At 60.8% G+C, this 17,849-nt stretch carries 18 protein-coding genes; 10 read left to right on the top strand and 8 right to left on the bottom strand.

What is annotated here, in order from left to right; all coding sequences use genetic code 11:
- Nucleotides 1-50 precede the first annotated feature (50 nt).
- The 4 genes from QO005_RS06965 to QO005_RS06950 all read left to right on the top strand — a co-directional run bounded on the left by QO005_RS06965 (nucleotide 51) and on the right by QO005_RS06950 (nucleotide 3,802).
- Entirely contained in the window at nucleotides 51-506 is a 456-nt protein-coding gene (locus QO005_RS06965) for an RT0821/Lpp0805 family surface protein (RefSeq protein WP_307157270.1), read from the top strand.
- 384 nt (nucleotides 507-890) lie between these two features.
- On the top strand, nucleotides 891-2,138 hold the full coding sequence (locus QO005_RS06960; protein ID WP_307157269.1) for a DnaJ C-terminal domain-containing protein: 1,248 nt from the start codon (nucleotides 891-893) through the stop codon (nucleotides 2,136-2,138).
- Between the two features lie 234 nt (nucleotides 2,139-2,372).
- A complete protein-coding gene (gene fabI / locus QO005_RS06955; protein ID WP_307157268.1) occupies nucleotides 2,373-3,191 on the top strand; it encodes an enoyl-ACP reductase FabI in 819 nt (272 codons plus the stop codon).
- Nucleotides 3,192-3,211: 20 nt separating this feature from the next.
- Nucleotides 3,212-3,802, top strand: coding sequence for a histidine phosphatase family protein (locus tag QO005_RS06950; RefSeq protein WP_307157412.1), 591 nt, complete (start codon nucleotides 3,212-3,214; stop codon nucleotides 3,800-3,802).
- Nucleotides 3,803-3,874: 72 nt separating this feature from the next.
- Here QO005_RS06950 and QO005_RS06945 read toward each other — a convergent pair whose 3' ends face one another.
- Complete coding sequence (locus tag QO005_RS06945) at nucleotides 3,875-4,135, bottom strand: DUF1344 domain-containing protein (RefSeq protein WP_307157267.1); 261 nt, start codon at nucleotides 4,133-4,135, stop codon at nucleotides 3,875-3,877.
- 422 nt (nucleotides 4,136-4,557) lie between these two features.
- Between QO005_RS06945 and QO005_RS06940 the strand changes: the two genes are divergently transcribed.
- The 3 genes from QO005_RS06940 (at nucleotide 4,558) to QO005_RS06930 (ending at nucleotide 8,961) form a co-directional block, all read left to right on the top strand.
- Entirely contained in the window at nucleotides 4,558-7,020 is a 2,463-nt protein-coding gene (locus QO005_RS06940) for a sensor domain-containing protein (protein WP_307157266.1), read from the top strand.
- A gap of 249 nt (nucleotides 7,021-7,269) precedes the next feature.
- Nucleotides 7,270-8,364, top strand: coding sequence for a chorismate synthase (gene aroC, locus QO005_RS06935; protein WP_307157265.1), 1,095 nt, complete (start codon nucleotides 7,270-7,272; stop codon nucleotides 8,362-8,364).
- Between the two features lie 24 nt (nucleotides 8,365-8,388).
- Nucleotides 8,389-8,961: a nucleoside 2-deoxyribosyltransferase gene (locus tag QO005_RS06930; protein WP_307157264.1), complete on the top strand. Its 573-nt coding sequence runs from the start codon at nucleotides 8,389-8,391 to the stop codon at nucleotides 8,959-8,961.
- 6 nt (nucleotides 8,962-8,967) lie between these two features.
- Here the strand turns inward: QO005_RS06930 and dxs are convergent, their stop codons facing one another.
- The 3 genes from dxs to QO005_RS06915 all read right to left on the bottom strand — a co-directional run bounded on the left by dxs (nucleotide 8,968) and on the right by QO005_RS06915 (nucleotide 12,286).
- Entirely contained in the window at nucleotides 8,968-10,893 is a 1,926-nt protein-coding gene (dxs, locus tag QO005_RS06925) for a 1-deoxy-D-xylulose-5-phosphate synthase (RefSeq protein WP_307157263.1), read from the bottom strand.
- A 206-nt stretch (nucleotides 10,894-11,099) separates the two neighbouring features.
- Entirely contained in the window at nucleotides 11,100-11,348 is a 249-nt protein-coding gene (locus QO005_RS06920; RefSeq protein WP_307157262.1) for an exodeoxyribonuclease VII small subunit, read from the bottom strand.
- Between the two features lie 2 nt (nucleotides 11,349-11,350).
- A complete protein-coding gene (locus QO005_RS06915) occupies nucleotides 11,351-12,286 on the bottom strand; it encodes a histone deacetylase family protein (protein ID WP_307157261.1) in 936 nt (311 codons plus the stop codon).
- A 66-nt stretch (nucleotides 12,287-12,352) separates the two neighbouring features.
- On the opposite strand from QO005_RS06915, the gene QO005_RS06910 reads away from it, so the two are divergent.
- Nucleotides 12,353-12,754, top strand: coding sequence for an acyl-CoA thioesterase (locus tag QO005_RS06910; protein WP_307157260.1), 402 nt, complete (start codon nucleotides 12,353-12,355; stop codon nucleotides 12,752-12,754).
- A 151-nt stretch (nucleotides 12,755-12,905) separates the two neighbouring features.
- On the opposite strand, the gene QO005_RS06905 is transcribed toward QO005_RS06910, so the two are convergent.
- Genes QO005_RS06905 through QO005_RS06895 form a run of 3 tightly spaced genes read right to left on the bottom strand, consistent with a single transcriptional unit; the run spans nucleotide 12,906 to nucleotide 14,775 of the window.
- Nucleotides 12,906-13,472, bottom strand: coding sequence for a biotin transporter BioY (locus QO005_RS06905; RefSeq protein WP_307157411.1), 567 nt, complete (start codon nucleotides 13,470-13,472; stop codon nucleotides 12,906-12,908).
- 2 nt (nucleotides 13,473-13,474) lie between these two features.
- Nucleotides 13,475-14,098: a CbiQ family ECF transporter T component gene (locus QO005_RS06900; RefSeq protein ID WP_307157259.1), complete on the bottom strand. Its 624-nt coding sequence runs from the start codon at nucleotides 14,096-14,098 to the stop codon at nucleotides 13,475-13,477.
- Nucleotides 14,095-14,775: an energy-coupling factor ABC transporter ATP-binding protein gene (locus QO005_RS06895; RefSeq protein ID WP_307157258.1), complete on the bottom strand. Its 681-nt coding sequence runs from the start codon at nucleotides 14,773-14,775 to the stop codon at nucleotides 14,095-14,097. The genes QO005_RS06900 and QO005_RS06895 overlap by 4 nt, the downstream gene beginning before the upstream one ends.
- Before the next feature lie 208 nt (nucleotides 14,776-14,983).
- Here QO005_RS06895 and speB point away from each other — a divergent pair, with 208 nt between their 5' ends.
- Together speB and QO005_RS06885 are read left to right on the top strand one after the other, a co-directional pair.
- Complete coding sequence (gene speB, locus QO005_RS06890) at nucleotides 14,984-15,880, top strand: agmatinase (RefSeq protein ID WP_307157410.1); 897 nt, start codon at nucleotides 14,984-14,986, stop codon at nucleotides 15,878-15,880.
- A gap of 31 nt (nucleotides 15,881-15,911) precedes the next feature.
- On the top strand, nucleotides 15,912-17,147 hold the full coding sequence (locus QO005_RS06885; RefSeq protein WP_307157257.1) for a winged helix-turn-helix domain-containing protein: 1,236 nt from the start codon (nucleotides 15,912-15,914) through the stop codon (nucleotides 17,145-17,147).
- 50 nt (nucleotides 17,148-17,197) lie between these two features.
- On the opposite strand, the gene QO005_RS06880 is transcribed toward QO005_RS06885, so the two are convergent.
- Entirely contained in the window at nucleotides 17,198-17,500 is a 303-nt protein-coding gene (locus tag QO005_RS06880; RefSeq protein ID WP_307157256.1) for a hypothetical protein, read from the bottom strand.
- Nucleotides 17,501-17,849 lie beyond the last annotated feature (349 nt).

The following is a 17,849-nucleotide window of genomic DNA, read 5'->3' as shown; positions in this document are numbered from 1 at the left end:
CCCCCGATTAGCGTGAAGCCGACTGCGGCGCGTGGATGACAGGATTGACTTTGAGAGACATAGCAAAGCCAGCGAGAGGTCAAAAGGGACGCCATGCGGTTCGGGGGCAATTTGTCGCGCTTGGTCTTCTATCGCTGGTGCTGAATGGCTGCGTCGGGGGCGTGATGGACCTGGGCGGCAGCCCGAAGGTGGACCGCTCGATTTCCACCGCCACCATTCCCAACAGCAACGAAGCCGAACATCGCTCCGATCAGGATACGGTGCGCAACGCCGTCTCTTCCGCCGATATCGTCAAGGTGGGGCAGACCCCCCTGCCCTGGGCCAATGCCTCCACGGGCAGCGCCGGTGTCATCAGCACCATTACCGAGGATCACAGCAATGGCGTGCTGTGCCGCACCTTCGTGACCAGCCGCCACGCCTATGACGGCATTGCCAAATTCTATGGCCGCACCTGTCTGGTGGGCGACGGCCAGTGGCAATTGGTGAATTTCGACCGCCAGTCCTGAGATATGATCGCGACCGGGCGTCCGGCTGCCAAATCCTGTCATGTTTTGCGCAAGAGGCCATCATCCTCTTTCTGGTTAATGATCTGGTACGGTCATCAAGTAAAACTTTACCATAGCAGCAGACCAGCTCCCCCTCCCCTCCCGCCTGTAACCTCTGATTAGCATCTGGTTTCTAAGCTTTTCCTGTCCTGCCATGGAAGGCACTCGGCTCCTCCATGGTCTTTTTCGTGAATGATTCACGAGGGCGCGGATGGGAAAGGAAAATACTTGTCCCGCGCTGCCTCGAAACGACATACAATAGCTGTTTCTCGCGCCCTTATGTCTGCGGCACGGCTTTGTAAGAGGACATATGGTTTTATCATTATTGCCTCTGTTGGATGACCCATGCGCGATCCTTATTCTATTCTCGGCGTCCGCCGCGATGCCGGCGAGGACGAAATCAAATCAGCCTGGCGCTCCAAGGCCAAGGCTTCCCATCCGGACCAGAACCAGGATGATCCCACCGCGGGGCAACGCTTTGCGGAGATCGGCCAGGCTTATGAAGTGCTGAAGGATCCGCAAAAGCGCAGCCGCTATGATCAGAGGATGGCCAAGATGGATGCCATGAAGCGCGAACAGACCATCATGCAACAGCGGGAAGAAGCCCGCGCCGCAGCGGAACGGGCGCGCCAGGCCAAGGCCAATGCCGAACGGGTTATGGCGGAACTGGCCCGGATCGAGGCGGAAAAGGCCCGCGCCGAAAAGGCGGCGGAAACCATGATGGCAAGAGCCGAAGCAGCCCAGGCACAGGCCGAGGCCGCCCAAGCCAAGGCTGCCCAAGCCAAGACTGCCGAGACCAGGACTGCTGAAGCGAAGACCGCAGACCCCAAGGCAGCGGAGGCAAAAGCCGGTCCTGCCCGCGCCAAGACCGCTGAAAAGCCGGAAACCGAGGCGAAGCCGGACGCCTCCAGCGAGCCCGATCCGCAAACGGAAGAAGCGCTTTCCAAGATTTTCGATCGTCGCAAGGACGAGACGGACAGGAGTGCACAGGAGGGTGAAAGCCCCTCGCGCGGGTTCCTGCTGCCGGGGCTTCAGATCTTCACCTCACTGGTGCGTTTGATCCGCAAGCCGCCGCCGGTGCTGGAAAAGGCGCCGGATATTACCGTGGAAGCGACGATTGCCGTGCAGGATCTGCTGCAGCAGAACACCGTGCCGGTGCAACTGAGCGACGGCCGTGAATTGCGGGTGCCACTGGAAGCGGGCCTGACCGATGGCAGCCTGGTGCGGCTGGCTGGCAAAGGCCTCAAGCTCCAGGGCATGCAGGCCGGCGACGTGGTGGTGACGCTGCGCGTGCTGAAATCCGGCCCCTTTATGGTGGATGGCTTCGACCTGAAATGCAGCCTGCCGGTCTCGCTGGAAGATGCGGTACTGGGCTGCGAGGTGCAGTTGGAAGGTCCCTCCGGTCCATTGACGGTGACGGTGCCCGCCTGGAGCGGCTCCGACCGGGTGATCCGCATCGACGGCGAAGGCCTGCCGAGCGGCGGCGGTGAGCGCGGCGCGCTTCTGGTGGAATTGCGCGTGGTTTTGCAGGAGGCTCCGGACGACAAGATCACCGACCTGATGCGGCTGATCAAGCACGGGCTCTATCTCTGAACGCCGCCAGACGCGTTCCACTCTGCAACGTGGCGTTTGCGCATCTTTGCGCGCACGCGGCGATTGATGTTTTTCCACAGCCACTTGGGAGACAGGCGCTCTCAGCCACACCCTTTGTTACCAAGACTAACAGTATTTGTTACCTGAGCCTCAAGCTGGTGATAACCCCTAGCTTGAACCCATGTGCGCGCTATGCCATAGGCAAGGTCGATCGAAAGTCTCAAGGAGCAGAGAATGGCTCAAACATCGGGCCTTATGGCCGGCAAACGTGGCGTCATCATGGGCGTTGCCAATAACCGTTCCATCGCATGGGGCATTGCAAAAGCCTGTCGGGATGCGGGGGCGGAGATTGCGCTGACCTGGCAGGGCGACGCGCTGAAGAAGCGCGTGGAACCGCTTGCCCAGGAACTGAACGCTTTCATGGCCGGCGACTGCGACGTAACCGACCTCGCCAGCGTCGATGCGGTTTTCACCAATGTGGAAAAGCATTGGGGCAAGATCGATTTCGTGGTGCACGCCATCGCCTTCTCCGACAAGGATGAGCTGACGGGCCGCTATCTCGATACGACGCGGGACAATTTCACCCGCACCATGGACATTTCCGTCTACTCCTTCACGGCTGTGGCCAAGCGCGCCGAAGCGCTGCTCAACGATGGCGGCTCGCTGCTGACGCTGACCTATTACGGCGCCGAGAAGGTCATGCCGCATTACAACGTCATGGGGGTTGCCAAGGCCGCGCTGGAAGCCAGCGTGCGCTATCTGGCGGTGGACATGGGTGGCCGTGGCATTCGCGTCAACGCCATCTCGGCCGGTCCGATCAAGACACTGGCTGCCTCCGGCATCGGCGATTTCCGCTATATCCTCAAGTGGAACGAGTATAACTCGCCGCTGAAGCGCAACGTCACCATCGACGAGGTTGGCACCTCCGGCCTCTACCTGCTCTCCGACCTCTCCACCGGCGTCTCCGGCGAGGTGCATCATGTCGATTGCGGTTACCACACCGTTGGCATGAAGGCCGTGGATGCGCCGGATATTTCGGTGGTGAAAGAATAAGACAGAAGGCCGTGTCTGCCGTGCAAGTCTACATCATTCGCCACGGACAGACGGACTGGAATGTCGAAGGGCGTTTTCAGGGGCAGACGGATATTCCCCTGAACGCCACCGGACGCGGGCAGGCGATGCGCAATGGCGAATTGCTGGCCCATATCCTCGCAGATCGGGTGGGAGACTTCGATTTCGTCTCCTCCCCCCTTGGCCGCACCCGCGAGACCATGGAACGCATCCGTGCGGAAATGGGGCTCGATCCCAAGCTTTATGCCGTCGATGACCGGCTGAAGGAAATCTGCTTCGGCGAGTGGGAAGGCCACACCACGGCGGAGCTGAAAAAGCTCTTCCCACAGCGGGTGAAGGAACGCGCGCGCGGCAAATGGGACTTCATCGCACCGGGCGAGCATGCCGAAAGCTATGAAATTCTGTCCTGGCGGACCGGGGCCTGGATGCGCAGCCTGGAAAAGCCCACCATTGCCGTCACCCATGGCGGCGTCATCCGCAGCTTCTTCCGCCTGTTCGGCGGTCTCGACCCGAATGAGGCCTGCGCCATGGACGTGCCGCAGGACCGGGTTCTATCGGTCAATATCGCCGAAGGCGCGCTCCACTGGCTGTAAAATTGAGCTATAGCTCCGACGCATTTCCGGACGGAAAACCGCAATTGCACTTTTCCTGGAAATGCTTTGGACTTACTCAACGATCTGCAAATCGTCGACCACGCGCTTGCCATCCACCACCGTGTAATAGACGATGACCTTCTGGCCCGGCTTCAGCCCGTCGAAATTGAACTCTTCCGGCAGGGAATAATTCTTGCCGTCATCCAGCGTCAGCACCAGCTTGTCCTGGTTGATGGTCTTGATGGTCGCTTCCACATCGTCACTGACGGCAAAGGCCTGCATCGGCTGGAAGAAGCTGGCGCTCAGCATGAGCATCGCGATCAGGAAACGCATCCGTTGGGCCCTCGTCGATTGCATGAAGTTCATGGTGAGAATAGCCTTTCGAATATGGCAAAATTTGCCCGTTTCCCCGCTGAATTCACAGCAATTGTTTTTCTGTTGTCTGATGCATGCCCCAAGGAAATGCTTCAGCAAGAAGGAGCCTGCGCCATTATACCAAGGCTCGAAGATGCGTCAGCCTCCTCGCCTTGAAGAGATTTCGAATATCTCAAATGCATCAGGGGCTTGAGATATTCGAAAAGGGAATACGAAGCGTCATCCTCAATGACTCTTCGTATTAGACATCCGCAAGCTGGATGGAAACCTTTCCCCAACTATAATTGGCGATATCTGCATGAAGCCGAATAAAGCCATAAGCAGCAAGGCTAAATTAATGCGCCTTTCATAAACTGCGCCGGTTACGATGGGGGCATGGTTTGTGGCTTGAACACTTCTTTAAGAGCACCGGGGAAAAGGCTGCGGCAGAGCGCGCGCGGCCCGGTTTTCTCCTTGGGCTCGGCGTGATTTTCCTGCTGGTTCTGGCGCTGCCCTTTGCGGTGGGCACCAGCACCGCAATGGCGGGAGACGGGATCGGCACCTTGCTGGCGGTTGCTGCGGCACTGCTCTTCCTGCAATGGCAGAGAAAGACCTTCGAGCGGCAGTTCGCCGCGCAGGAGGAGCGTCATCGGGAGCTGTCGCAGCGTTTCGATCTTGCCATGGACAGTTCCAATATCGGCATCTGGGAGCTGGACCCTGCAACAGGGGCGCTTATTCACGATGGACGCGCCACCCGCCTGCATGGGCGACAGGCCGCGACCCTGGCAAGCCGGGAGGACTGGCTGGCCAGCATTCATCCGCAGGACCGGGAAAAGGCCGAGGTCTATCTGTTTCGTTGCGCCTCGATGAAGACCGGCCAGACCAGCGAGACCTATCGCGTGCAATCGCTGAACGGGGAGTTGCGCTATCTGCGCTCTGTCGGCGCGCATTCGCCTTCGAGCAACCGCATCACCGGCGTGATTTTCGACGTGACCGCCGACATCGCCATGCAGAACAACCTGCGCAGCGCCAAGGAAGTGTCCGACATCAAGAATGCCGAGCTGGAACTGGCGCTGGATGAGCTTTCTTTGCGCGAACAGGAGCTGGAGGAGCTTTCCCACCGTTTCGAACTGGCGCTCGCCTCCTATAATTGCGGGGTCTGGGAGCATGATTTCATTCGCGGCCATCGCATCTGGGACGAGCGCATGTGCCAGCTCTACGATCTGCCCCGGCTGGACGGCCATGTCAGCGATGCGCGCTGGCTGAAGAATGTGCACCGCGCCGACCGGCCACGCCTCCAGGCGGCGGCGGACCGGGCGACAGCCCAGATGGCCCGGCTGGACGATACCCATCGTGTGCAGTTTTCCGATGGATCCGTGCGCCATATCCGCATTGTCGGGCGGGTGCACAACGCCCGCGACGGGCGGTGCAAGCTGATCGGCGTTGCCTTCGATGTCACCGCCGATGTCATGTTGACGGAAGAATTGCGCAAGGCCAAGGGCGAGGCCGAGGCCCGCGCTATCGAACTGGAACTGGCCAAGAACCGTATCGAATACAATGCCCTGCATGACCCCCTGACGGGCTTGAGCAACCGCCGCCGGCTGGATCTGGAACTGGATATGCTAAGCGCGTCGGCTGACAGGACGCAGCCGGACTATACCATCCTGCATCTCGACCTCGACCGCTTCAAGGACATCAACGATACGCTCGGCCATGCCGCAGGCGATGCCATGCTGGCGCAGGCCGCGCGGGTTTTGACCCGGCATGTGGCAGCGGGCGACCTGACCGCCCGCATCGGCGGCGACGAATTCGTCATCCTCCTGAAACGGCCCGTGGACGATCAGGCGCTGGCCCTGATGGCAGGCCGGATCATCGAGGAAATCAACACGCCGATCCAGTTCGAGGGCACCCCTTGCCGTTGCGGCGTTTCCATCGGCATTGCCCGCAGCGGCACCGCCGGCACGGAGGCCCGCAAGATCCTGATCAATGCCGATCTGGCGCTTTACGAGGCCAAGCGGAAAGGCCGCAATGCCTTCGAATTCTTCAGCGATCAGTTGCAGTCCAATATCGTCAGCACCAAGCGCATGGCCGATGACCTGCTCAGTGCGCTGGAACGCGATGAACTGACCGTCTGGTACCAGCCGCAATTTTGCACCAACAGCATGCAACTGGCTGGGGCCGAGGCCCTGGTGCGCTGGAACCATCCTGAAAAGGGCATCATGGCCACCAATAGCTTCCTGAAGATCGCCGAGGACCTCAATCTGATGGGCCGGATCGACCAGATGGTGCTGGAACAGGCGCTGAAGGACAAGATGCGCTGGGCCGCCCAGGGGCTGAAGGTGCCACGCATCTCCGTCAATGTATCCTCCAAACGGCTTTATGACGAGAACCTGATCCAGACGCTGGAAAGCCTGAGCATCACACCCGGTGAAATCGCCTTCGAACTGGTGGAATCGATCTTCCTTGATGAAGCCGATGACCGGCTGGGCGGCAATATCGAACGGTTGAAAGCGCTCGGCATCGAAATCGAAGTGGATGATTTCGGCACCGGGCATACCTCGATCATCAGCCTGCTGAAGCTCAAGCCAAAACGGTTGAAGATCGACCGGCAACTGGTGCAGCCGGTGGTGACGGCCCCACGCGAACAGGCGCTGATCCGTTCAATCATCGACATTGCCCGCTCGCTCGGCGTGGAAACCGTGGCGGAGGGTGTGGAAACCCTCGATCATGCGGACATCCTCAGACAGTTGGGTTGCGATCTCCTGCAAGGCTATGCCTTTGCCAAGCCCCTCCCCTATGCCGACTTCGCCCGCTTCGTCGCGGAGCGCACCGGCGCGGCCGAAACGATGGAATTGCAGGCCTAATACGCTGAGTCATTTTCAATGACTCCTCGTATTAATGGCTTCATCCACGTTCCAGACCCGCAATTGGTCAGGCGAATGGACTTCACAGCACTGTGGCGGAAGGCTATGAGTGGCGGCCTTTACATCGTCCAAAGCATTTCCAGAAAAAGTGGAAACCGGTTTTCCGCCTGGAAATGCGCCCAAACAAAAAGGAGAGCGTTTCCATGAAACAACGAAACGCTCTTCTGTGAAACAGGTTGATTCACGATCATGTCGCATAACAGCTTCGGCCATCTCTTCCGCGTCACCACCTGGGGCGAAAGCCATGGGCCCGCTCTGGGCGCCGTTGTGGATGGCTGCCCGCCCGGCCTGCGCTTTACGCTGGAAGACCTGCAAATCTGGCTGGACAAGCGCAAACCGGGCCAATCCCGCTTCGTCACGCAGCGGCGCGAGGCTGATCTGGTCAAGGTTCTCTCCGGCGTCATGCCGCAGGAAGACGGCTCGATGATCACCACCGGCACGCCGATCTCGCTGATGATCGAAAACACCGACCAGCGTTCCAAGGATTATGGCGAGATTGCCCGGCAATATCGGCCCGGCCATGCCGATTACACCTATGATATAAAATACGGTATTCGCGACTATCGCGGCGGCGGCCGCTCCTCTGCCCGCGAAACGGCAGCGCGTGTTGCCGCCGGTGGCATTGCCCGGCTGGTGCTGCCCGATGTGAAAATCCGCGGCGCACTGGTGCAGATCGGAAAGCACAAGATCGATCGCGCCAACTGGGACTGGGCGGAAGTGGACAACAACCCCTTCTTTGCCCCGGACCCGAAGATCGTGCCGCTCTGGGAAGACTATCTGGATGAGATCCGCAAGGCGGGCTCTTCCGTCGGCGCCGTGGTGGAAGTGGTGGCCGAAGGCGTGCCCGCCGGTCTTGGCGCGCCGATCTACGGCAAGCTGGATCAGGATATTTCCGCCCTGCTGATGTCGATCAACGCCGTCAAGGGCGTGGAAATCGGCAATGGCTTCGAGGCCGCCGCAATCACCGGCGAGGAAAATGCCGATCAGATGCGCATGGGCAATGACGGCAAGCCGCTCTTTCTCTCCAACCATGCGGGCGGTATTCTCGGCGGCATTTCCACAGGTGAGCCGATCGTGGCGCGTTTTGCCATCAAGCCCACCTCCTCCATTCTGACCGAACGGCAATCCATCGATGCCGATGGCAAGAATGTCGATGTCCGCACCAAGGGCCGTCATGACCCCTGCGTCGGCATTCGCGCCGTTCCGGTGGGCGAGGCCATGGTAGCCTGCGCGCTGGCTGACCACGTCCTGCGCGACCGTGGCCAGAATGGCAAACAGCGCTGACATTTCAAATTTCTGAGACAATCCATGACCTTGAAGCTTTACCTTGCCGGTCCGGAAGTGTTTTTGCCCAATGCCCGCGAGATTCTTGATGCCAAGGCGGAACTCACCCGCTCCTATGGCTTCACGCCGATCTGCCCCGGTGACATCTCCATCGAGCCCGCGCCGACCCGGCATGAATTCGGCCTGAAGATCAGCGCCGTCGATGAGGGCATGATGAATTCCGCCGATGGCGTAATTGCCAATCTCACGCCCTTTCGCGGCATCGCCGCCGATCCCGGCACCGCCTTCGAACTTGGCTATATGTGCGCCCAGGGCAAGCTGGTGGCGGCCTATACCAATGTGGCGGAGAACCACTTCGCCCGCACCAGCGCCTTTTATCAGGGCGACGTGCGCGAATGGGAAGATGGCCGCAAGCGCGCCACGGATGGCACGGCGCTGGAAGATTTCGAGATGATCGAAAACCTGATGCTGCATGGCGGCGTGGAACGCCGGGGTGGCCCGATCATCGTGCACCCTGCCCCTGCGGATAAGCTGCTGACCGATTTGACAGGGTTCGAGCAGTGCCTGAAGGCGTTGGCGGCCATTATCGCGAAGTAGGCAGGCTTACACACCCAATACCCGCAACTGCTCCTGGCTCAGGCCCGGAAAAGCCTTGAATACCGTGGAGACGATGCCCTTAGCGTCGAGACCGGCCTTGGCATACATGGTTTCCGGCTTGGCCTGATCCATCCAGACATCGGGCAGCACCAGCGAGCGCAGTTTCAGCCCTTCATCCAGCAGGCCCTCATTGATGAGGAAATGCGCGACCTGCGAGCCGAAGCCGCCAATGGCCCCCTCCTCCACCGTGATCAGCAGCGCGTGTTCGCGGGCCAGACGGCGGATGAGGTCGTGGTCGAGAGGCTTGGCAAAGCGGGCATCGGCCACCGTGGTGGAAAGACCGGCGGCATCGAGGTCTTCAGCCGCCAGCAGACAGTCGGCGAGGCGCGTGCCGAAGGAGAGAAGCGCCACCTTCGTGCCTTCCTTCATGATCCGGCCCTTGCCGATTTCCAGGATCTCGCCGCGTTCCGGCATCTGCACGCCCACGCCCTCGCCGCGCGGGTAGCGGAAGGAAATCGGGCCTGCATCATAGGCAGCCGCCGTGCGCACCATGTGCTTGAGCTCCGCCTCATCGGCGGCGGCCATCACCACGAAGCCGGGCAGATTGGCCAGGAAGCTGGTATCGAAGGAACCGGCATGGGTCGGGCCATCGGCGCCCACAAAACCGGCGCGGTCGATGGGAAAGCGCACCGGCAGGCCCTGAATGGCCACATCATGCACCACCTGATCATAGCCGCGTTGCAGGAAGGTGGAATAAAGCGCACAGAAGGGCTTATAGCCTTCCGCAGCCAGACCCGCCGCAAAGGTTACGGCATGCTGTTCGGCAATGCCGACATCGAAGGTGCGCTCCGGAAACACGTCCTGAAGCTTGTCCAGCCCCGTGCCGGAGGGCATGGCGGCGGTAATGCCGACGATCTTATCATCATGGCGGGCTTCCTGCACCAGGGCCTCGGCGAAGACGCTGGTATAGCTCGGCGCATTCGGCTTGGCCTTGGCCTGCGCGCCGGTGATGACATCGAATTTGTTGACACCGTGATATTTGTCGGCGGCGGCTTCGGCGGGCGGATAGCCCTTGCCCTTTTGCGTCACCACATGGATCAGCACCGGACCCTGGGCATTGTCGCGCACATTGCGCAGCACCGGCAGGAGATGGTCGAAAGAATGGCCGTCAATCGGGCCGATGTGGTAGAAGCCCATTTCCTCGAACATGGTGCCGCCGGTGACATAGCCACGGGCATGTTCGACGGCGCGCGTAATGGCGCGGTCGATATTCTTGCCCAGATAGGCGGTGAGTTTCTTGCCGAACTCCCGGAAGCCCATATAGGTGCGGCCAGAGGCAAGCCGCGCCAGATAGGCGCTCATCGCCCCTGTCGGCGGGGCAATCGACATGTCGTTATCATTCAGGATGACGATGAGGCGGGCATCGAGCGCACCGGCATTGTTCAGCGCCTCATAGGCCATGCCGGCGGAGAGCGCGCCGTCGCCGATCACCGCAATCACGTTGCGCGGCGTGCCAGAGAGATCCGCCGCCACCGCCATGCCGAGACCAGCGGAAATCGAGGTGGAGGAATGCGCCGCGCCAAAGGGATCGTATTCGCTCTCCGCCCGCTTGGTGAAGCCGGAAAGCCCGTCTTCCTGCCGCAGCGTGCGAATGCGGTCGCGGCGGCCGGTCAGAATCTTGTGCGGGTAGCATTGATGGCCGACATCGAAGATCAGCCGGTCATGCGGGGTCTCGAACACCTTGTGAATAGCAATGGTCAGTTCCACGACGCCAAGGCCCGCGCCCAGATGCCCGCCGGTGACGGAAACGGCATCGATCATTTCGTCGCGCAGTTCGCGCGCCAGCTGCGGCAGATCCTTGTCCTCGATAGAGCGAAGATCGGCAGGAAGCTTTACCTGGTCGAGCAGCGGTGTATTCGGCTTGGCAGTCACGTGGGCTCCGGCCTCTTGTCATTATCATTGTCACGGAACCCCCGTTCGGCGGAGCTTGCGGGCTTTGCCGGACAAAGGGGATCAAGGATGCGCGTGTGTCTTACGCCCCTCGCGCTTATATAGGCCCGTTCAGCCCATCCGCAAAGGGGATAAGCGGGCCGGGCAGCACTCCACGGCCCTTGAAGCACGAGATTGCAGAGCCGAACTCAATCCTTGTCCAGCGGTTCCACGCCCTGTGGCTTGCCGGCGCGATCCAGGCGGATCTTTTCGATACGGTTTTCGGCGGCGTTCAGCAGGGTTTCGCAATGCTTCTTCAACAGCTCGCCGCGCTCGTAAATGGCGATGGACTCGTCCAGCGCCACATCGCCGCGTTCCAGCCGCGCTACAATGCCTTCCAGTTCCGCCACCGCCTTTTCAAAGGAATAGCTTGCGATGTCGTTGGCGCTGTCCGTCATACTCAACCCTTCATCAATCTCAAAATATGCATGCCCGCCGACTCGGCGAGACCTTCCAGATCATAGCCGCCTTCCAGCAGGCTGACGATCCTGTTCCCGCTAAAGCGATCGGCAATTTCCATCAGGCGGCCCGTTGCCCAGTCAAAATCCTCACCCACCAGATTGATCCGGGCCAGCGGATCGCGGTGATGGGCATCGAATCCGGCGGAAATCAGGATGAGATCGGGCGCAAAATCATGAAGCGCCGGCAGTACGCGCGATTTGAAGGCCTCGCGGAAGTGATCCGAGCCGGTATTTTCCGAAAGCGGCGCATTGACGATGGTGCCGTGGGCGCCAACCTCTTCTTTCTTGCCGGTCCAGGGATAGAGCGGCATCTGATGGGTGGAACAGAAAAGCACGGAAGGATCGTCCCAGAAAATGTCCTGGGTGCCATTGCCGTGATGCACGTCCCAATCGACGATCGCCACGCGCTCCACGCCATGGACCTTTTGCGCATGGCGGGCGGCAATGGCCACCGTGTTGAAGAGACAGAAACCCATGGCCTTGGTCTTTTCCGCATGATGGCCGGGCGGGCGGCCCGCCACGAAGGCATTGTCCACCGTGCCCGTCATCACATCGTCCACGGCGGCCATGGCGCCACCAATCGCGGTCAGCGCGGCCTGCAGGCTTTTCTGCGAGGCATAGGTATCGGCCTCAAGCTGGTTGATGCGGTCTTCCTCTTCCGGCACTTCCCGCATCACCGCAATGAAATGCTCTTCCGGATGGGCCAGCATGACCGCATCTTCATTGGCCTGCGGCGCCTGGCTGCGGTCGAGACTGGCAAAATTCGGATGTTCCAGCGCGATATTCAGCGAGCGCAGCCGGTCCGGCCGTTCGGGATGACCCTCCGGGGTCCTGTGATCCAGAAAAATCGGATTTTCATAGAGGCGTGTGGTCACGGATTTCGGCCTTGTCTAAAAACTATCCTTCCTTTTACATGGAGAGAATTGGGACGGAAACACGCCATGGCAAGAAAAGAACGCCTTGATGTGACGATGATGACGCTTGGCCTGCGCGATATCGGCCCGGGCGGACGGCTTTCCAATGCCGCGCTGATCGCGCTGGCGGAAGAGGCGCTTTACCGTTTCTGGCAGCAACGGCCGGGAGCGGCGGAGGAGCCGGACTTTCGTTCCACCAAATTCGAAGGCCGCGTGCATGAGGCGCTGTCTGCCGGAGACGCCGTGCAGTTTACCGTGACGGTGGAGAAGATCGGCGGCAAATCCATCGGCTTTTCTATTGTATTGGACAGGGAAAAGCGCCGCGCCGCCGAGGTGGATATTCTCTGGACGGCCGTGGACCGGACAAGCGCCGAGCCCGTCGCGCTGCCGGAGGCCTTGCGCGACTGGCTTTATCAGTGGCTGCCTTAGGGTGTTCCCGGAAAACCAGTTTTCACTTTTCCTAGAGCGTTTCATTGCTTCACGGAAGCATTGAAACGCTCTAAGCCTTTGTTTTTACGCATTTCCTGACGGAAAACCGCTACTCACTTTTCCTGGAAATGCTCTAGGATGTCCTAACCCATCACGCCGTGCGCCGGCCCATCAGCGGATAGCCCACCATGACGGCGCGGCCCGCAAGCGCTGCAATGGCGGCTTTCAGCAGATCGCCCGGAATGAAGGCCAGCGAGCCGAGGAACGCCTTGGGCAATCCCATGCCCGCGACTACGGCAAGGAACGGCACGCCGATCAGGTAGACGACGCCGACACCGCCGACGGTGGCGGCGAGAAAAAAGCCCAGCGTCTGGGGCACGGCGCCAAGCCCGCGAACGGCAAAGCGCTCCGCCACGAGGCCGGAGACGAAGGCGCCGACAGGCCAGCTCAGCAGAAAGCCGCCGGTGGCGCCGAAAAACACCGAAAGACCGCCGCGCCCGCCCGGCAGGATGGGTAGGCCGATGGCCACCAGCAGCAGGAAAAGCGCGCCGGCAAGACCGCCGCGCTTGCCGCCCAGCACCACGCCCGCCAGCATGACGCCCAGCGTCTGCGCGGTGATGGGTGCGGGAATAAAGGCGAGCGGAATGGCAGGCACCAGCCCGAGCGCGGCGATGATGGCGGCGAACAGGGCAATGAGAACGAGATCGCGGGTTTGCATGGTCATGTCTCCCTCTTTTCCTTTTCATGGCCGCGAATGCCGCGGGCGTCAATGGCGGCAGCGATGGCGTCGGCCTCACGCAGGGTGGAAATGATCAGTGGCCCCAGCAGGGTGGTGGCGCGCAGTTTCAGCCCGCGCGCCTGATGCGCCTCGGCAATGGCCCGGTAGCGGTTCACCACCTCCGGCAAAAAGCGCAGGGCAAGCCCGACCGCAAGGCCGATATCGGCGGCCCGCACCAGCCCTGCCCTTTCCAGCGGCCGGGCGGCCCGCTCGATCACCGCCATGAAATCGTGAAGCGGCGTGCTGGCCGTTACGGCAGTTGCCAGCAGGGTGAGCGACAAGAGCCGGAACAGCGTCTCAGCCCCCTCCCTCGGCCCGGCGACAAGGGCAGTGAACAGCGCGATCAGCGCAATCGACAGGGCAAGGGGTTTCAGGGCCGCGAGACCCGCCCTGCCCTGCAGCCCGGCATGCAGATAAAGGCCAAAGGCCAGCAGAGCGGCGATGACCAGCGGCACGAGACCCGGCAGAGCCAGAACGGCGAGCGCCAGAAAGGCCAGCGCCACCAGCTTCACTGCCGCAGGCAGGCGATGCAGCAGGCTCCGGCGCTGAACGTAAAGGCTCATCATGCGAGCGCCAGCTCCCGGTAACGGCAAATGGCGCTCTCGGCATCACCATCGAAGGCGAGACGCCCCTGATGGAAGACCAGCACCCGGCCATAGGCGCGGATCAATTCCAGATCATGGCTGATGACGATCGCCTGCTCCTCCAGCGCCTCGATGGCCGCTGCCACCAGCGCGCGGTTTTTCAGGTCCAGCTGGTTTGTCGGCTCATCGAAGATCACCAGCTTCGGGCGCGTCACCATCACCGCCGCAAGGGCCGCCAGTTGCAACTCCCCGCCGGAAAGCTCGTGCGGGCGGCGCTCGGCCAGATGCGCAATCCCGAAGCGGGCAAGGGCAGCCTCCACCGCCTGATCGAGGGCCGGCCCCTTCAGCCCCTGCGCCTTCGGGCCCATGGCCACATCGTCGCGGATGATCGGCAGGATGATCTGGTTGGCCGGGTTCTGGAAGATGAAGCCGGTCTGCGGCAGAACGGCTTTGGCATCCTTGACCGTATCCAGCCCATCCAGCAGCACCCGTCCCGCACTCGGCTTGACAAGGCCCTTGATCAGCCGCGCGAAACTGGACTTGCCGGAGCCGTTCAGCCCGATCACGCCAATCCGGCTTTCGCCAAGGTCAAGGGTCAAGGGGTGAAGGGCGACCTGCCCCTCATAGGACAGGCTGGCTTGATCGAACTGGATATTCAAGCGGCGTAGGACCTTTCACAGATGGGTGCCCTGTTCTTATAATCAGCCCCGTCATCAAGAAAAGAGCATTTACTTCCTGCCATGGTTTTGCTCGGATGGGCATCTCGGTTTTCCCCGCAAGTTCCAAAGGCCGGAGCCCCTCGTGACACGTTACAACCAGCCCGTCGATGCCGCGCAAATTCCCCGTTTTGCCGGTCATTCCACCTTCATGCGCCTTCCCGCCGTCACCTCCGCCGAAGGGCTGGATATTGCCCTGGTCGGCATTCCCTGGGATGGCGGCACCACCAACCGGGCCGGGGCCCGCCATGGCCCACGCGAAATCCGCAACCAGTCCAGCCTGATGCGCCGGGTGCATCATGTCTCGAAAATCGCTCCCTTCGAGCTTGCCAATATTGCCGATGCCGGTGACCTGCAGGTCAACCCGATCGACCTGATGCGGGCGCTTGAGGAAATCGAAAACGGCATTTCCCGGATCGTCGAGGCCGGTGCGCGACCGCTGATCGCAGGCGGCGACCATTTGACGACCCTGCCGGTGCTGCGCGCCGTGGCGCGCAAGGCTCCCCTCGGCCTCATCCATTTCGACGCCCATTCCGATACCAATGACAGCTATTTCGGCGGCGCGCGCTTTACCCATGGCACCCCTTTCCGCCGCGCCATCGAGGAAGGCCTGCTCGATCCGAAACGCATGGTGCAGATCGGCATTCGCGGCTCAAATTATGAACTGGACGAGCACGACTGGGCAAAGGCTGAGGGCATCCGCATCATCTATATGGAAGAATTCACCGCCCGTGGCCCCGAGGATGTGATGGCCGAGGCCCGCGCCATTGCCGCAGACCAGCCCACCTATGTGAGCTTCGATATCGACAGCATCGACCCCTCCATGGCGCCGGGCACCGGTACGCCGGAACTGGGCGGCTTCCTCACGCGCGAGGCACAGGCCATGGTACGGCTGTTGCAGGGCGTGGATATTGCCGCCGCCGATGTGGTGGAAGTGGCACCCCCCTTCGACCTTGGCGGCATGACGGCGCTGACAGGTGCCACCATGATGTTCGAACTCCTGTGTATCATGGCGGAAAATCAGGCGCGCAAGCGCGGGAAGACTTGAACAAAATAAGAACAAACCCTATCCTGCGCCGATGACCCAGGTGATTGGCAATGACGTGGCGCGATGCATGTTTCTGGAGCGGCAGGGGCTTTCCCGGCCGCCGGGAAAGGCGCTGTCACGGGCGGGGCTGCTGGCGCTGATCGAGGAACTGGGCTTCGTGCAGGTGGACAGCATCGCCACCGTGGAGAGAGCCCATCACCAGATCCTGTTTTCCCGCAACCAGACCTATCGCCGCCAGGATCTGACGGCGCTTCTGGAAGAGGACCGCCAGCTTTTCGAGCACTGGACGCATGATGCCTCGATCATTCCCGCCGCCTTTTACCCCTATTGGAAGCACCGCTTCCGCCGGGAAGAAGAGCGGGTGCGAAACAACTGGCGCAAATGGCAGGGCGAGGCTTTCGAGACCATCTATGAGGACACCTACCGCCATGTGCTTGAAAATGGCCGGGTTCTTTCCCGGGACCTGAAGGAAGAAGAGCATAAATCCGGCGGGTGGTGGAACTGGCACCCCTCCAAGACGGCGCTGGAATATCTCTGGCGCAGCGGCAGGCTGGCCATTGCCGCCCGCGAGAATTTTCAAAAAATCTATGATCTGGCCGAGCGGGTCATCCCGCAGCCGCACTACGATCAGGACGTTGAGCACGATGCCTTTGTCGATTGGGCCTGCCGGTCAGCCCTGACGCGGCTGGGCGCTGCCACCTCCGGCGAAATCGCCAGTTTCTGGGCGCTGGTGACCCCACAGGAAGCAAAAAACTGGATCGAAGACCAGCGCGCGGCGCTGGAAGAGGTGGAGATCGAATGCGCCGGGGACCGGCCACGCCGGGCTTTCGCGCTGGCAGAAGACCTGCCCCGCCTGCTCAACCCCGCAGAGCCGCCTTCCCGCATCCGGGTGCTCAGCCCCTTCGATCCGCTGATCCGTGACCGCAACCGCACGGAACGGCTCTTCGGCTTCTTCTACCGCATCGAGGTCTTCGTGCCGGAGCCGAAGCGGGAATATGGCTATTATGTCTTTCCGCTGCTGGAGAAGGACCGGCTGATCGGAAGGATCGACATGAAAGCCGACCGCAAGACCGGCAGTCTCGATGTGAAGCGGCTATGGCTGGAAAAGGGTGTGCGCCCCTCCACCGGGCGGCTGGAACGGCTGCATGCCGAACTGCTGCGGCTTGCCCGCTTTACCGGCGTGGAACGGGTGGTCTATCGCGATGGCTGGCTTGGCGGATCCCCTTTTTCCGGACCCCCTGTACAACGTGACAAGCCCCGGACATGAAAAAGGGGCATGCCGCCACATGCCCCTTTTCTGTAGACTGAGGGATCAGCCTACTCCTCGTTGGAATACATATGCTCCAGGTAGAGTGCTTCGACCTGCTGCACCGGGGAGGAAGAGGTTTCATCCTCCGACGCGTCCTTGACCGCCGCAGACGATGCGCTGCTCTTTCCGGTGTCCAGGCTCCACAGCGCATTGGCAAGCGAGGCCGAAAGCAGGGTGCTGGTGGAATTGCCGCCGGCAGAGCGCGAGCGTGAGACCACCGCCGTTTCGGCAGCCGCATCTTCCGCATTGGTTACGCCATGGACGTAACGACTCTGATACTGTGAATTTCCAAGGCTGCTGTCGATCCTCATCGCAAGCCCCTTTCCATCGCTTCGTTAAGGCTCTGTTAACCTTTGAAGCTTGCGCGAGGCTTGCGTGTTTGCGGTATCATCCGATCCATTGTGGCTGAAAGAGCCAAACACCCTAAATATAGTTTTAGATCATTCTGAATTCTAAATAATTAAGCGTTCCCAGCGCTGGAATCTTTTCAACCATGCGAAAAGTCTGCAATTTTCGGTCGCAAAAACGAATCACGAACGGCTAGAGCATTGTCCCGAAAAAAGTGGAAACCGGTTTTCAGTCCGGAAATGCGTAAACCAGGGATTTAGAGCGCTTCAGTGTTTCCGTGAAACACTGAAGCGCTCTAAAACATCGCTGATT

It is taken from the genome of Allorhizobium paknamense, from assembly GCF_030815125.1.
Taxonomy (GTDB): Bacteria; Pseudomonadota; Alphaproteobacteria; order Rhizobiales; family Rhizobiaceae; genus Allorhizobium; species Allorhizobium paknamense.
Note: the sequence above shows the minus strand (reverse complement) of the source record. Positions and strands in the feature narration are given on the sequence as shown.